Annotated in this window: 11 protein-coding genes; 8 read left to right on the top strand and 3 right to left on the bottom strand. The window is 71.2% G+C overall.

Going from position 1 to position 15006, the window contains the following annotated elements; genetic code table 11:
* Positions 1–147: 147 nt before the first annotated feature.
* The gene (locus ABZT93_RS10510) at positions 148–2295 is read left to right on the top strand and encodes a SpoIIE family protein phosphatase (protein ID WP_356101812.1); all 2148 of its coding nucleotides are present in this window, start codon (positions 148–150) and stop codon (positions 2293–2295) included.
* A gap of 203 nt (positions 2296–2498) precedes the next feature.
* Here ABZT93_RS10510 and ABZT93_RS10505 read toward each other — a convergent pair whose 3' ends face one another.
* The gene (locus tag ABZT93_RS10505) at positions 2499–3929 is read right to left on the bottom strand and encodes a S1 family peptidase (protein ID WP_356101809.1); all 1431 of its coding nucleotides are present in this window, start codon (positions 3927–3929) and stop codon (positions 2499–2501) included.
* A 190-nt stretch (positions 3930–4119) separates the two neighbouring features.
* On the opposite strand from ABZT93_RS10505, the gene ABZT93_RS10500 reads away from it, so the two are divergent.
* The 5 genes from ABZT93_RS10500 (at position 4120) to ABZT93_RS10480 (ending at position 11209) form a co-directional block, all read left to right on the top strand.
* A complete protein-coding gene (locus ABZT93_RS10500) occupies positions 4120–4533 on the top strand; it encodes a PaaI family thioesterase (RefSeq protein WP_356101807.1) in 414 nt (137 codons plus the stop codon).
* 449 nt (positions 4534–4982) lie between these two features.
* Complete coding sequence (locus ABZT93_RS10495; protein ID WP_020134776.1) at positions 4983–5198, top strand: hypothetical protein; 216 nt, start codon at positions 4983–4985, stop codon at positions 5196–5198.
* 170 nt (positions 5199–5368) lie between these two features.
* Positions 5369–6175, top strand: coding sequence for an HlyD family efflux transporter periplasmic adaptor subunit (locus ABZT93_RS10490; protein WP_356101804.1), 807 nt, complete (start codon positions 5369–5371; stop codon positions 6173–6175).
* Positions 6172–8394, top strand: coding sequence for an NHLP family bacteriocin export ABC transporter peptidase/permease/ATPase subunit (locus ABZT93_RS10485; RefSeq protein ID WP_356101802.1), 2223 nt, complete (start codon positions 6172–6174; stop codon positions 8392–8394). Before ABZT93_RS10490 ends, ABZT93_RS10485 begins: the two co-directional genes overlap by 4 nt.
* Before the next feature lies 1 nt (position 8395).
* Positions 8396–11209, top strand: coding sequence for an NHLP bacteriocin export ABC transporter permease/ATPase subunit (locus tag ABZT93_RS10480; RefSeq protein ID WP_356101799.1), 2814 nt, complete (start codon positions 8396–8398; stop codon positions 11207–11209).
* 4 nt (positions 11210–11213) lie between these two features.
* Here the strand turns inward: ABZT93_RS10480 and ABZT93_RS10475 are convergent, their stop codons facing one another.
* Both ABZT93_RS10475 and ABZT93_RS10470 read right to left on the bottom strand, forming a co-directional pair.
* Positions 11214–11723, bottom strand: coding sequence for an SRPBCC family protein (locus ABZT93_RS10475; protein ID WP_356101796.1), 510 nt, complete (start codon positions 11721–11723; stop codon positions 11214–11216).
* A gap of 5 nt (positions 11724–11728) precedes the next feature.
* Positions 11729–12073, bottom strand: a complete 345-nt coding sequence (locus ABZT93_RS10470; protein ID WP_356101794.1) for a metalloregulator ArsR/SmtB family transcription factor — start codon at positions 12071–12073, stop codon at positions 11729–11731.
* Between the two features lie 169 nt (positions 12074–12242).
* Here ABZT93_RS10470 and ABZT93_RS10465 point away from each other — a divergent pair, with 169 nt between their 5' ends.
* Complete coding sequence (locus ABZT93_RS10465) at positions 12243–13745, top strand: MFS transporter (protein ID WP_356101791.1); 1503 nt, start codon at positions 12243–12245, stop codon at positions 13743–13745.
* A 174-nt stretch (positions 13746–13919) separates the two neighbouring features.
* Positions 13920–14927 (top strand): Ppx/GppA family phosphatase, encoded by a 1008-nt coding sequence (locus ABZT93_RS10460; protein ID WP_356101789.1) that lies wholly within the window; start codon positions 13920–13922, stop codon positions 14925–14927.
* Positions 14928–15006: the final 79 nt, after the last annotated feature.

The following is a 15006-nucleotide window of genomic DNA, read 5'->3' as shown; positions in this document are numbered from 1 at the left end:
CCGCCCTCGCCGTCGCGTGGGCACCCGTGTGCCCGCACACGGCCACGTTCGCCGTGCGGGACGCGCCGTGAGGGGGGAGATTTGATCCCTGGGGCGCGGCACGCGACAGCGGCCCGCGCTCCTTCCGGGACGCGCCCGTGCGAGGAGGTGGTCGGCGTGTCCGACGGGCATAGGTCCGCCCCGTCGCCGACGGGTGCCCGGACCCGGGTGGGACGGCCGCTCCTCTCCCTCGCTCTGGCGTCGATGATGGACGAGGTGCACGCCCACTCCGGCGCGGTGTATCTCAGAGCCGCCGACGAACCCGTACTGGAGATGGCGGTGATGGCGGGCCTGCCGCGGGCGTTCGCGGCGCCCTGGGAGCGGGTGGGGCTGAGCGCGCCGATCCCGGTGGCGGAGGCGGTGCGGGAGCGGCAGCTGGTGTGGGTGGGCGGCGAGCAGGAGATGGCGCGCCGCTTTCCGCGGATCGCCGTGGTGCTGCCGTACCCTTTCGCGCTGGCCGCGGTGCCGGTGGCGACCTCGTCCAAGGTGTACGGGGCGGTCTTCGTGACCTGGCCCGGTTCGCATCCGCCGGACCTGTCCGACCGGGAGAGGGACCATCTGACCGCGGCCTGCGGACGGCTCGCGGTACGGCTGGAGCGGGCGGTGGAGGACAGCCTGGCACCGCACGCCGAACCGGATCTGCTGGCCGCGCCCCACGTCGCCAGCGCGGCCGGGACGCTGGGCACGGTGGAGGCGGCGCGGATGGTGGCGAGGCTGCCGTACGGGCTGTGCTCGCTCGATCTGCACGGCCGGATCTCCTTCGCCAACGCCGCGGCGGCCGAGCTGATCGGCGCCCCGGTCTCGCGGTTGCTGGGCTCGCAGCTGTGGGCCGCGGTGCCCTGGCTCAACGACCCGGTCTACGAGGACCGTTACCGGGCGGCGCTGCTCAGCCAGCAGAGCACGTCCTTCGTGGCGCTGCGGCCGCCCGGGGACTGGCTGTCGTTCCGGCTGTACCCGAGCACGACCGGGCTGAGCGTCCGGATCAGCCGGGCCCGGGCGGTGGCGGAGCTGACCCGGGCCGGTCCGCAGCCGGGCGACTCACCGTCCCGGCTGGTCACGATCTCGCAGGTGCTGAGCCTGGCCGGGGCCCTGACCGAGGCGGTCGGCGTGCAGGACGTGGTGCAGCTGGTGGCGGACGAGATCGCCCCGGCGGTGGGGAGCCAGGCCCTGGCCGTGCTCGGTTCACAGGCGGGACGGCTGCATGTGCTCGGGCACCGCGGCTATCCCGACGCGCGGGTCGTGGAGCGGTTCGACGGGCTGCCGCTGACCGAACCGACGCCAGGCACCCATGCCCTGACCACCGGGGTGCCCGCGTTCTTCGAGTCCCGCGAACAGTTGGAGCGCCTGTACCCGAGGCGCCTCGCCACCCCCGACGGGTTCGCGGCCTGGGCCTATCTGCCGCTGATCGCCTCCGGGCGCCCGGTGGGCACCTGTGTGCTGGCCTACGCCGAGCGGCACCCTTTCCCCGCGGACGAACGGGCGGTGCTGACGAGTCTGGGCGGCCTGATCGCACAGGCCCTGGAGCGGGCCGTCCTGTACGACGCCAAGCACCAGTTGGCGCACGGTCTGCAGGCGGCTCTGCTGCCGCACACCCTGCCCTCGCTGCCCGGCATCGACGCGGCTGCCCGCTATCTGCCGGCCACGCAGGGCATGGACATCGGCGGCGACTTCTACGACCTGGTGCCGGTGGACGGGCTGGCGGCCGCCGTGATCGGGGACGTGCAGGGACACAACGTGACGGCGGCCGGGCTGATGGGGCAGATCCGGACGGCGGTACGGGCGTACACGACCGTCGGCCAGCGGCCGGAGGAGGTCATGCGCTCGACCAACCGGCTGCTGATCGACCTCGGAGCCGACCTGTTCGCGAGCTGCCTGTATCTGCGGCTCGACCCGGAGCGGGGGCGGGCGGTCATGGCCCGGGCGGGGCATCCGCCGCCGCTGCTGCGGCGGCCGGACGGCCGGGTGCGGGTACTGGACCTGGCCGGAGGCCCGCTGCTGGGTATCGACGGCTCGGCGGTCTATCCGACGACGGAGGTGGATCTCGCGCCCGGTGCCATCCTCGCCCTGTACACCGACGGCCTGGTGGAGTCACCCGGCGTCGACATCGAGGACGCGCTCGCCGAGCTGGGAGGGCAACTCGCCGAGGCCGGTGACCGTCCGCTCGACGAACTGGCCGACGAACTCGTCAGCCGCAGCGCGGCAGCGCGGGAGCGGATCGACGACGTGGCACTGCTGTTGCTGCGGGCGAGCGGCTGACACGGCGGAGAGCCGACGTCCGGCCGGGTGCGAACTCACGCCGGTCCGGCCCTCCCGCCGGAGGGCCGGACCGTTGCACCTCCCGGGCCGGAACGCAGGGTGGCCGGGAGGTGGTCATAGGGCCTGCGTCGGCAGCGGAGGGTGTGGGGGGGACCGCTGCCGACGCGGCCGGTTCAAGGTGTGGTGCTGCCGGACCGCAGCGGTCAGTTGTGCGACTGGCCCGCGGCATCGCCGGTGCCGTTGCCGGTCTCCTGGCCGTTGCCGGTCTCCTGGCCGTTGCCGGCCTCCTCGCCGCCGATCACGTCACCGCCGGCCTGCTGCTCGCCACCGACTTCCTGACCACCGCCGACTTCCTGACCGGCACCGGCCTCGTCACCGGGGCTCGCACTGGCGTCGCCACCGGCACCGGCCTCCTGGCCCGCGCCGGCGTCACCACCGGCGCCCGCCTCGTCACCGGCACCCGCACCCGCGTCGCCACCGGCCTGGTCGCCGCCCGCGCCGCCGGCCGCGTCACCCGCGCCGAGCGTGGCACCGACCGCCTGAAGGGCCGTGGTCACCGGCTGGAAGAAGGTCTCGCCGCCGACGGTGCAGTCGCCGCTGCCGCCGGAGGTCAGACCGATCGCCGATCCGTCCTGGGTGAACAGCGAGCCGCCGCTGTCGCCGGGTTCGGCGCAGACGTCGGTCTGGATAAGACCGGTGACGGTGCCCTCGGGGTAGTTCACGGTGGCGTCGAGTCCGAGGACCTGGCCGTCGGCGAGGCCCGTGGTGCTGCCCATCCGGAAGACCTGGAGGCCGACCTCGGCGTCCGCGGCCTGGCTGATCGCGACGGTCTGGCCGCCGCCGACGTTGACCTCACTCGGTGCCTGGGTCGCCGGGTCGTCGTACTTGACCAGGGCGAAGTCGCCGTCGCCGGGGAAGGTGGCCTGGTCGACGGTGGCGATCGGCTGGCCGTCCTGGGTGTCCGACCACTGCTCGGCCGCCACCCCGCAGTGACCGGCGGTCAGGAAGGCGGGGCTGCCGTCGCCCGCGGTGACGTTGAAGCCGAGCGAGCAGCGGGCGCCGCCGCCGAAGATGGCGTCACCGCCGGACACGAAGGTCTTGAAGGTGCCCGCCGACTTCTTCACGGTCGCCATGTCGGAGCCGAGGCTCTTCACGGTCGACTCGAGGGTGTTCCACTTGTCGCCGGTGACCGTGCTGTCGGCGGTCACGAGGATCTTGTTGGTGCGCGGGTCGACCGCCCAGGCGGTGCCCGGGATGGTCGCCTCCTCCTTCAACGTCTTCGCGCCGGCCGCAAGTTCGGTGAGGCTGTTGTCGACCTGGCGGACCTGCGCGCCGGCCTTCTTCGCCTGCACGACGACGTTGTTGTCGCCGGATATGACGTTCACGACGAGCTGTTTGCTGTCGGAGTCGTAGTAGGACCCGGCGAAGGCGTCGCCCAGCAACTTCTCGAGCTGCGAGGCGAGGTCCGAGGCGTCCGTCGCCTTCAGAGTCTTCGGCGCGATGGCTGCCGCGTCGTTCGACGAGCCGTCCTGGGACGCGTTGGCGTGGGGCAGCAGAATCGCGGCGGCTCCGAGCGCCACTACGGTGCCTGCCGCGAATGCGGCCTTGCGCTTCGGAATTCGCTTGTGACTCAAACTTCTCGACCTCCTGGGGGACCGGAGTCTGTAACCGCCGTACGGCAGTCGGTTGTTCGGGGCGCCTGGATGGCCATGGGTACGCACGGTGCGCACGGGGCGTTCAATGCCGTTTCTTTACGCGCCGATTGCCACGCCGATTCGGCCACGGGCCGTGCCGGGCGGCCCGCGGGCGGGAACAATCCCCCATATGACGATGACGCCCGCCGAAGCCGACAAGATCCTCGCCGACAACTTCGCCCCTTGGGTCCTCGACCTCGGCCTGACGGTCGAGACACTCGGCGACGACCACGCGGTCCTGCGTCTTCCCTGGTCACAGCGGCTGGCCCGGGAGGGTGGCGCGCTGTCGGGCCAGGCTCTGATGGCCGCCGCCGACACCGCGACCGTGATCGCCGTCTCTGCGATCCGGGGCGCCTACGGTCCGATGACGACGGTGCAGCAGTCCACCAGCTTTCAGCGGGCGGTGTCCGGTTCGGATGTCCTGATCAAGGCGGTCGTCACCAAACTGGGCCGCCGCATGGCCTTCGCCGACATCACGATGACCGACTCCGCGACGGGTGACCTCGCGGCCCGGGCGAGCACCGTCTACGCACTTCTGGGCTGACACGCTCAGCAAGCGCTCGGCAACGGTCCGTTGTGGACACCGCCCCGAATCCTCCCTCCAGCGAATCTGCACATCGAATGCGCAACCAAGTCACCGCGAGCGGGAGTTCTGCACAAGCGCGGACCGGCGCCCGTGTCATTGGCGAGGTGTGTCGCTTTCGCCACGGCGACGGCAAGGGCCACTTCACGCCGCGGCGCCCGCACATGTGAAGAAGTCGGCACCAAGGCGTGCGCAAGCCTGCACGGATCGAGGCTTCTGTGCCTCAAGTTCCCTGGTGAGGCCGGTGGTTAATTGGAAGGGCGGAGCCGCAGCGTGCTTTGATCCATCGCACCGCAGGGCCGTTGGGTTTCCCGGAAACGGGATCCGGCGCCATGCGATTGCGGCCGTCATCTGCCCCAGAGGGGGCCGCTCCCCCCTTGTGAAATACCCATACGAAGGGAAGTTCCATCATGAACTCCACCCCCCAGGTTGAGACCGTTGAGATCTCGGACGCCGACCTCGACAACGTCTCCGGCGGCCTGCAGCTGAACGCCCTTGGCACCGTCACCAGCCTGGTGGACGGCGTCGCCCCGGTTTCCGGCCTGGTCAACACGGCCGTCGGCACCGTCGAGGGTGTGACCGGCCTGAACACCGCCCCGGTCACCGGCCTGGTCGCCGGCCTCTGATCACACTTTGTGATCTGATCACTCTTTTGTGGTCGACCCGTCCCGGAGCCGCAAACCGGCGGTTCCGGGACTCTTGGGTGCCGTAAATCCGGCCGGCTCGGGTGAGTCGGTCCTTTGTCATTGGCAGCATGCGTAGCAATTCGCACGCTTTCGCAGGTGAGGGAAGACCCGTGCAGTTCCGCCAACAGGCCCTCGCCAAGCTCCAGTCACCGGAGGAGCTCGACCTTCCGGTGCGCTTCGCCCGCCCCCAGGGCTGGCTGGTGATGTCCGTGACGGTGGTCGTGATGGCCGCCGCGTCCGTGTGGGCGGTGACAGGCTCGGTGGCCTCCACCGTGAGCGCGCCCGCCATCCTCACCCACGGGCAGGGCAGTTACATCCTGCAGAGCCCGGTCGCGGGCCAGGTCACCCAGGTGATCGCCAAGGAGGGCACCCAGCTGCCCGCGAACTCCCCCGTACTGAAGGTCCGTACGTCCGACGGCGACACCGTCGTCCGCACGGTCGCCGCGGGGCGGCTCACCGCGCTGGCGGCCACCATCGGGCAGATCATCTCGACCGGCGCGAACGTCGCCGCCGTGGAGAAGGTCGCCCACGCCTCCGATCCGATGTACGCCACGGTGTACGTGCCCGCCGAGAACGCGGCCGCCATTCCGGAGAACGCCGCCGTGGACCTGACCGTCTCCTCGGTGCCCACCCAGGAGTACGGCGTGCTGCGCGGTCATGTGAAGTCGGTGGACCGCTCGGCCCAGTCGGCGCAGCAGATCGCCGCGTTCCTCGGGGACAGCCAGCTCGGCGAGCAGTTCACCAAGGACGGCCGGCCGGTCGCCGTACTCGTGAAGCTGGACAGGTCCAAGAGCACCAAGAGCGGCTACAAGTGGTCCTCGGCCGAGGGCCCGCCGTTCACCCTCACCTCCATGACCGTGGCCTCGGGTTCGATCCGGCTGGCCGATCAGCGTCCCGTCGATTGGCTACTGCCGTGAGCACCGCACAGGACACCCGGAGCAGACGCCGCTCCGCCCCGCCCAAGCGCCCGGTCCCCACGGGGAAGGCGAAGACGGTCCGCACGCCCACCGTCCTCCAGATGGAGGCCGTGGAGTGCGGCGCGGCCTCCCTCGCGATGGTGCTCGGCCACTACGGCAAGCACGTCCCGCTGGAGGAGCTGCGGATCGCCTGCGGTGTCTCCCGCGACGGCTCGCGCGCCAGCAACCTTCTGAAGGCGGCCCGCAGTTACGGCCTGACGGCCAAGGGCATGCAGATGGACACGGCCGCGCTCGCCGAGGTGAAGACGCCGGCCGTGCTGTTCTGGGAGTTCAACCACTACGTCGTCTACGACGGCATGGGCCGCCGCTTCGGCCGCCGCGGGGTCTACATCAACGACCCCGGCAAGGGCCGCCGTTTCGTCCCCATGGAGGACTTCGACGGCAGCTTCACCGGTGTCGTCCTGGTGATGGAGCCCGGCGAGGGCTTCACCCGGGGCGGCCGCAAGCCGGGTGTCCTCGGTGCGATGCCGGCCCGGCTGCGCGGCACCGCGGGCACCATGCCGGCGGCGGTCCTCGCGAGCCTGCTGCTGGTGCTGGTCGGCGCGGCCACCCCCGCGCTGAGCCGCACCTACATCGACATGTTCCTGATCGGCGGCCAGACCTCGCTGCTCGGCGTGCTGTTCACGTCGATGGGGGCCTGCGTGGCCCTCACCCTCGCCCTGACCTGGCTCCAGCAGGCGAACCTGCTGCACGGCCGCATCATCTCCTCGACCCTCTCCAGCGCCCGCTTCCTGCGCCATCTGCTCCGCCTGCCGGTGACGTTCTTCTCCCAGCGCAGCCCGGCCGACCTCGTCCAGCGCCTCCAGTCCAACGACCAGGTCGCCGAGACCCTGGCCCGCGACCTCGCGGCGGCGGGCGTCGACGCGGTGGTCGTCGTCCTGTACGCGATCCTGCTCTACACCTACGACCCTCAGCTCACCTACGTCGGCATCGGTGTGGCCCTGCTCAACGTGGTGGCCATGCGGGTAGTGATCCGGTTGCGCTCCACCCGTACCGCGAAGCTGCGTGCCGACAGCGCCCGGCTCACCAACACGGCTTACACCGGTCTTCAGTTGATCGAGACGATGAAGGCGACCGGCGGTGAGGACGGCTACTTCCGCAAGTGGGCGGGCCAGCACGCCACCACGTTGGAGGAGCAGCAGCGGCTCGGGGTGCCGAGCGCCTGGCTGGGTGTGGTCGCGCCGATGCTGGCGACCTTCAACAGCGCGCTCATCCTGTGGATCGGCGGCATGCGCGCGATCGAGGGCGGTATCTCGGTCGGTCTGCTGGTCGCCTTCCAGGCCCTGGTCACCCGCTTCACCGCGCCGATCACCCGTCTCAACGGCGTGGCGGGCCGCATCCAGGACTTCGCGGCCGACGTGGCCCGGCTGAAGGACGTCGAGAACTTCAAGGCCGATCCGCTCTACGGCCGTCCCGGCGCCGGTGATTCGACCCGCCGGCTGCACGGCCATGTCGAGCTGCAGAACATCACCTTCGGCTACAACCCGCTCGACAAGCCGCTGCTCACCGGCTTCGACCTGACCGTGGGCCCGGGCCGCCAGGTGGCGCTGGTCGGCGGCTCCGGCAGCGGCAAGTCGACCGTCTCCCGGCTGATCTCGGGGCTGTACGCGCCCTGGGAGGGTGTGATCCGCATCGACGGACAGCGCCTGGACGACATTCCGCGCGGCGCGCTCGCCTCCTCGGTGTCCTTCGTGGACCAGGACGTCTTCCTCTTCGAGGGCTCGGTCCGCGACAACGTGGCGTTGTGGGACCCGTCGATCCCGGACGACGCCGTGGTGGACGCGCTGCGGGACGCGGCCCTGTACGACGTGGTGATGCGGCGGCCCGGCGGCATCCACAGCAGGGTCGAGCAGGACGGCCGCAACTTCTCCGGGGGCCAGCGTCAACGCCTGGAGATCGCTCGGGCGTTGGTGCGCCGCCCCAGCATCCTGGTCCTCGACGAGGTGACCAGCGCGCTGGACGCGGAGACCGAGCAGGTCGTCATGGACAACCTGCGCAAGCGCGGCTGTGCCTGTGTGGTGATCGCACACCGGCTCAGCACCGTGCGCGACAGCGACGAGATCGTCGTACTCGAACACGGCACGATCGTGGAACGCGGGCGGCACGAGGAACTGGTCGCGCGCGGCGGCGCGTACGCGGCGCTGGTCAAGGAACGGTGAGATGACTACCGCACACGAAGGGGACGTGGTCCTCACCGCCCTCGGTCAGATGGGCACGCGCATCGACTGCGCCGGGTTCAGCCGCATCGATCTCGAAGGCCCGCAGGTGCTGTGGCTGGTCGTGTCGGGCGCGGTGGACCTGTTCGCGGTGGACGCCGAACAGCAGGGCCACTGGCACCACCTGGGCCGCCTGGAGCCCGGCGCGCTGCTGCTCGGCCCGGTACCCGGCCCTCAACACACCTTGGTGGCACGGCCCTTGCGGGACTGCGTCGTCCACCGCATCGGCCTGCGCGAACTGTACGAGCCCGCGAACACCCAGACGTGGTCGTACGACGAGTACGGCAACCCCCAGTACGTGCCGCCGACGACGAGCCCGCTGGAGTACGCCCTGGCGCTCGGGGTGGGCCGGAGCCTGTCGATCCTCTTCCAGGCGCCGATGGCCGACGAGCGGGCCGCCGCCCCGACCGACGACGACGTGTTCTGGATGCAGGTGCCGCCGGGCAGCGTGCAGTACGGCTCGCTCTACGGCGCCGAGGCCGCCGCCGACCTGCTGATGGACCCTGCGGTCTGGCAGTCCATGGTCGACCAGCAGTACCGGCTGCTCACCACGCTGGACCGCTGGATCGAGCAGTTGGAGCGCACCCACGAGACCCGGACGGCCGCCGGCATCAAGGCCGGTGAGGCGGTGCGCGCCCAGGCCGACCGGACGCTGCTCGCGTCCATCGGCAAGTCGAAGCAGCGGGCGACGGCCGCCGACGCGGACGCCAGCTACGCGGCGTGCAAGCTGGTCGCCGACGCGGCGGGCATCCCGCTCGCCGAGAACGCGCACAGCGGCACCGAGAGCGACCGCCTCGACCCCGTCGAGCGCATCGCCCTGGCGTCCCGCGTCCGCATCAGGTCCGTACGCCTGGACGGTCGCTGGTGGCGCGACAACATCGGCCCGTTGGTGGGCCACCGGGCGCTGTCGGGCGCGCCGGTCGCGCTGCTGTGGCGGCGCGGCGGCTATGTGGCGGTCCATCCGGCGACGGGCCGCGAGACACCGATAGAGAAGGACAACGCGGAGGAGTTCGAACCGCGCGCGGTGATGTTCTACCGTCCGCTGCCCGACCGGAAGCTGAGCCCCGTCGGCCTGTTGCGGTTCAGCATGCGCGGCACCGGCGGCGATGTGACGAACCTGCTGCTCAGCGGTCTGGTCACGGTGGCGATCGGCGCGCTGGTCCCGATTGCGACCGGCAAGGTGCTCGGCGAGTTCGTGCCCAAGGCGCAGACCGCTCTGATCGTGCAGGTGTGTCTGGCCGTGATGGTCAGCGGTGTGGTGACGGCGGCGTTCATGCTGCTGCAGAACCTCACCATGCTGCGCCTGGAGGGCCGTATCGAGGCGACCCTGCAACCCGCGGTGTGGGACCGGCTGCTGAGGCTGCCGACGAAGTTCTTCACTGAGCGCTCGACCGGCGAACTCGCCAGCCAGGCGATGGGCATCAGCTCGATCCGCCGGATGATGGCGGGCATCGGCCCGACGGTCGCCCAGTCGGTGACCGTCGGCGCGATGAACCTGGGCCTGCTGTTCTGGTACAGCGTCCCGATGGCCATGGCGGCGATCGGCATGCTCGTCGTCATCGCCGCCGGGTTCCTGGGACTCGGGCTGTGGCAGGTGCGCTGGCAGCGACGGCTGGTGGTGCTCAGCAACAAGCTGAACAACCAGGCCTTCCAGACCCTGCGCGGTCTGCCCAAGCTGCGGGTGGCGGCGGCGGAGAACTACGCCTACGCGGCCTGGGCCTCGGAGTTCGCCCGCAGCCGCGAGCTCCAGCAGAAGGTGGGCCGGATCAAGAACCTCACCTCCGTGATGGGATCGGTCTATCTCCCGCTGTGCACCCTGCTGATGTTCATGCTGCTCGCGGGCCCGGCACGCGGCTCGATGTCGGCGGCGGAGTTCCTCACCTTCAACACCTCGGTGACGATGCTGCTGACCGCGGTCACCTCACTCACCGGCGCCTTCGTCTCGGCGGTGGCCGCGCTCCCGCTGTTCGAGGAGATCAAGCCGGTCCTGGAGGCGCAGCCGGAGGTGCGCACCGCGAGCACCCGGCCGGGGCCGCTCACCGGCGCGATGGAGGCCCGCAGGCTCTCCTTCCGCTACTCCGACGACGGTCCGCTGATCCTGGACGACGTGTCCTTCGAGATCCGGCCGGGCGAGTTCGTGGCGATCGTCGGCCCGAGCGGCTGCGGCAAGTCGACCCTGCTCAGGCTGCTGATCGGCTTCGACCGCCCGGTCTCCGGGAGTGTGCTGTACGACGGCCAGGACCTGGCCGCTCTCGACCAGTCGGCGGTGCGTCGGCAGTGCGGTGTCGTCCTCCAGCACGCGCAGCCGTTCACCGGCTCCATCCTTGACGTCATCTGCGGCACCGAGCCCTACACGCCCGAGGAGGCGATGGCGGCGGCCACGATGGCCGGGCTCGCGGAGGACATCCAGCGGATGCCGATGGGGCTGCACACCATCGTCTCCGGCAGCGGGGCGATCTCCGGCGGCCAGCGTCAACGGCTGATGATCGCCCAGGCGTTGATCCGGCGGCCGCGGATCCTCTTCTTCGACGAGGCGACCAGCGCCCTGGACAACGACACCCAGCGCACGGTCATCGAGTCCACCAAGGCCCTCAACGCCACCCGGATCGTCATCGCCCACCGGCTGTCCACGGTGCTGGACGCCGACCGCGTGATCGTGATGGAGAACGGCAAGGTCGCCCAGCAGGGGCCGCCCGCGCAGCTCCTCGCGGACACGGGCGGGCGGCTGCACGAGCTGGTGCGGCGGCAGATGGCGTGAGGGGTCAGTCCATGCCGGGGACCGGCGCCCCCGAGGGCACCCCCGCGTCGACGTACGCCTGGTAGAGCTCCTGCCACTGCCGCCCGTCCCGGCGCTCGCCGCGGGCGCGTGCGTCGAGGCCGGTCAGGCACACCTCCCACCCGGCGCCGTTGCGGGCCGCGGTGTCGGCGGCGCTCAGCACGTTGGTCAGCGTGAAGCGGGTCCGCTTCTCGTCGAGGGGCTCCAGGTCGAAGCGCAGCTCGTCGCCACCCCACTCGAAGGACAGATGCCGGGGCTCGTCCACGGCGATGACGCGGCCCGTGGAGTCCTCCATGTGAGGATCACCGCTGAACTTGATGGTCCCGCCGGGTCGCAGCTCGATCTCGGCGCGGGACGGGAACCAGTGGGCGAGTTCGTCGACGTCGGTCACGAGCTGCCAGACGCGGGCGACGGGGTGGTCGTAGGTGCGGCTGAAGCGGACGGCGGGGCGTCCGTCGTCCAGGGTCAGGTACGTGCCGGTGAGGTCTGCGGCCATGTGGATCAGTCCTTCGGGGCGGGTTCCTCGGGGGTGTCCGGCGCCGTCTCGTCCAGGCGGTCACCGAGGGCGTCCAGGCTCGTGTTCCAGAGCTTGCGGTAGGGGGCCAGCCAGGCGTCCAGCTCGGCGATCGGGCCCGGGTCCAGGGTGTAGACACGCCGCTGCGCGTCCTGCCGTACCCGGACCAGGCCCGCTTCCCTGAGCACCTTCAGATGCTTCGACGTGCCGGGCTGACTCAGTCCGCACGCCTCCACGATCTCCCCGACGGGCCGGGGCCGCTCCAGGAGCAGCGCGACGATGGCCCGCCGGTGCGGGTCGGCGAGGGCGGTCCAGAGCAGGGCGTCGGACATGGGTCCAATATGCCGTGACAGTTATATGCCAGTCAAGGAATAGAGGAGCTGACGTCGCCCACTAGCGAAACGTTGCCGTTTCGCTCGGCATGGGCTAGCCTCGACGTGTACGAAACCGTTTCGTTTATGAACCGGCTGCGTCCGGCCGACTTTCCCTGGAGTTGTTCCCATGTCCCAGAAGACTCTGACCGAGAGCGGGCGGGAGAGTGCCGTCGAGGCACCGGCCGACGCCTCGGCCAAGCGGTGGTGGATTCTCGCCGTCGTCGCGCTCGCCCAGCTGATGGTGGTCCTCGACGCCACCATCGTGAACATCGCCCTCCCCTCGGCCCAGGCCGACCTCGGCTTCTCCGACGGCAACCGGCAGTGGATCGTCACGGCCTACGCGCTCGCGTTCGCCTCCCTGCTGCTGCTCGGCGGCCGGATCGCCGACCTCTTCGGGCGCAAGACGGCCTTCCTCGTCGGGGTCGTCGGCTTCGCGGCCGTCTCCGCGCTCGGCGGCGCCGCCACCAACTTCGAGATGCTGGTCACCGCCCGTGCCCTGCAGGGCGCCTTCGGCGCGCTCCTCGCACCCGCCGCGCTCTCCCTGCTCAACACGACGTTCACCGACGCCCGCGAGCGGGCCAGGGCCTTCAGCGTGTACGGCGCGATAGCCGGCGCCGGTGGCGCGGTGGGCCTGCTGCTCGGCGGTGTCCTGACCGACGCGCTCGACTGGCGCTGGACGCTGTACGTCAACGTCGCCATCGCCGTCGTCGCCTTCGCGGGCGGCTGGCTGCTGCTGCACAACCACCGTGACGCCGCGAACTCCAAGCTGGACGTGCCCGGCACGGTACTGGTCGCCGCCGGTCTCTTCTCCCTGGTGTACGGCTTCTCCAACGCCGAGACGCACGACTGGGACTCCCCCGCGACCTGGGGCTTCCTGATCGCGGGCGGCCTGCTGCTGGCCGCGTTCGCCTGGTGGCAGACCCGCGCTGCACACCCGCTGCTGCCGCTGCGCATCCTGCTGGACCGCAACCGCGCGGCCTCCTTCCTGGCCGTGCTGATCTCCGGCGGCGGCATGTTCGGGGTCTTCCTCTTCCTCACCTACTACCTCCAGCTCAACCTGGGCTTCAGCCCGACCAAGACGGGTCTGGCGTTCCTGCCGATGGTCGCCGCACTGATGGTCGGGGCCCAGCTCAGCACCACGATGCTGGTCCCGAGGATCGGGCCGAAGGTGGTCATCCCGGCCGGCTTCGCGGTCGCCGCGGTCGGCATGGCCTGGCTGACCGGGATCGGCGTCGGGTCCAGCTACATGTCCCACGTACTGCCGCAGCTGATCGTGACCGGCTTCGGCCTCGGCCTGGTCATGCCGCCGGCCATGCAGCTGGCCACCGGCGGGGTCGCCGCCGAGGACGCGGGAGTCGCCTCCGCCACCGTCAACGCCATGCAGCAGGTGGGCGGTTCGATCGGTACGGCGCTGCTGAACACGCTGGCCGCGAGCGCCGCCACCGACTACCTGGCCGGCAAGGACCCGACGAACAAGCTGGTCCAGGCCCGGGCGACGATCGAGAGCTACACCACCGCCTTCTGGTGGTCGGCGGGCCTCTTCGCCGTCGGCGCGCTGATCGCCTTCCTCCTCTTCCGGCGCGGGGTGCCGGAGCAGGACGCGGACGCCGCACCCGTCGTACACATGTAACCGCCGCAGCAGGAGCCGCTGTTGCTCAGGGCCGCCGTCAGCAGGGAGACGGCGGCCCTGCTTGCTGCCCGTCGCCACCACTGTCGACGGACGGTGCCCGGACGGTGGCCGAGAGCGACGCCCTGTCGGCACGCCGAACGTTGAAAGGGACTTTTCCTGGGTACCCACAGGGCCATGCGGACAAGCGTGGTGGATGTGGGGTCGAACACGGTGCGGCTGGTGGTGGCGGATGCCGAGGACGGGGTGCCACTGCCGGTGCACACGGCCAAGTGGCGGCTGAGACTCGCCGATCATGTGCGGCCCGGCGGCCCGGTCCCCGAAGAGGCCGTGGAACGCCTGGTGGAGGCGGTGGAGGGGGCCGGCCGGACCGCCGCCAGGTGGGGCGCGGCCGGACCGCTGGCCTTCGCCACCGCCGTCGTACGCTCCGCCCCGAACCGCCAGGAGGTGCTGCGCACCGTCCGCGCCCGGACCGGCATCGGGCTGTGCACCCTGCCGGGCGAGGTGGAGGCGGAGCTCAGCTTCCTCGGGGCGCGGCGCTGGATGGGCTGGCGCGCGGGGCCGCTCGCGCTGTTCGACATCGGCGGCGGCTCCCTGGAAGTCGCCTTCGGGCGCGGCCGGCTGCCGGACTATGTGGCCTCGCTGCCACTGGGTGCGGGCCGGCTGACCCACGAGTTCTTCGAGGGGCCGGACGCGCCACCCCCGGAGGCGGTGCGGGCGCTGCGCCGTAAGGTCCGCCACCAACTGCGGGACGTGGCCTCACGGATTCGCTGGGAGGGACCGCGCACCGCGGTGGCCACCTCGCGCACCTTCGAGCAGCTGGGGCGGCTGTGCGGGACCCCGCCCGGGCGGCGCGGACCGTTCGTGGAGCGCCGGATGCACCGCGCCGACCTGCGGGAGGCCATCGACTGTCTGGCCGCTCTCCCGGCCGCGCGGCGGTCCGAGCTGCCCGGCATCTCCGCTCCGCGCGCCGCGCAGAGCCTGGCCGGTGCGGTGGTGGGGCACACGGCCATGAAACTCACCGGGATCAGAACCGTCACCATCTGCCCCTGGGCGATCCGCGAGGGGATCCTGCTGCGGCACATCGAGGACGGCCCCTCCTGGTGGGCCGAGATGTCCCGCCGCGACGAGGAGCACACCGTCCCCCCTGAGCCGGTGCCCCTGCGTATCGCGGCCACCACCTGAACGAGCAGCGGGCGGGGTGAGGCCGGGGACGCGACCAGCCCCGATGAGCGTACCCAGGAGGCGGGCGGGGGTGACCCGC

The sequence above is a fragment of the Streptomyces sp. NPDC005303 genome, assembly GCF_040607335.1.
In the GTDB taxonomy this organism is placed as follows: domain Bacteria; phylum Actinomycetota; class Actinomycetes; order Streptomycetales; family Streptomycetaceae; genus Streptomyces.
The sequence above is the reverse complement of the archived record's forward strand: the minus strand, read 5'-3'. Positions and strand labels throughout refer to the sequence as shown.

Excerpts from the sequence above, each read along its gene's own strand:
- ABZT93_RS10500 (WP_356101807.1), top strand. The coding sequence starts at position 4,120 with ATGACGATGACGCCCGCCGAAGCCGACAAGATCCTCGCCGACAACTTC.
- ABZT93_RS10495 (WP_020134776.1), top strand. The coding sequence starts at position 4,983 with ATGAACTCCACCCCCCAGGTTGAGACCGTTGAGATCTCGGACGCCGAC.
- ABZT93_RS10480 (WP_356101799.1), top strand. The coding sequence starts at position 8,396 with ATGACTACCGCACACGAAGGGGACGTGGTCCTCACCGCCCTCGGTCAG.
- ABZT93_RS10475 (WP_356101796.1), bottom strand. The coding sequence starts at position 11,723 with ATGGCCGCAGACCTCACCGGCACGTACCTGACCCTGGACGACGGACGC.
- ABZT93_RS10470 (WP_356101794.1), bottom strand. The coding sequence starts at position 12,073 with ATGTCCGACGCCCTGCTCTGGACCGCCCTCGCCGACCCGCACCGGCGG.
- ABZT93_RS10465 (WP_356101791.1), top strand. The coding sequence starts at position 12,243 with ATGTCCCAGAAGACTCTGACCGAGAGCGGGCGGGAGAGTGCCGTCGAG.
- ABZT93_RS10460 (WP_356101789.1), top strand. The coding sequence starts at position 13,920 with ATGCGGACAAGCGTGGTGGATGTGGGGTCGAACACGGTGCGGCTGGTG.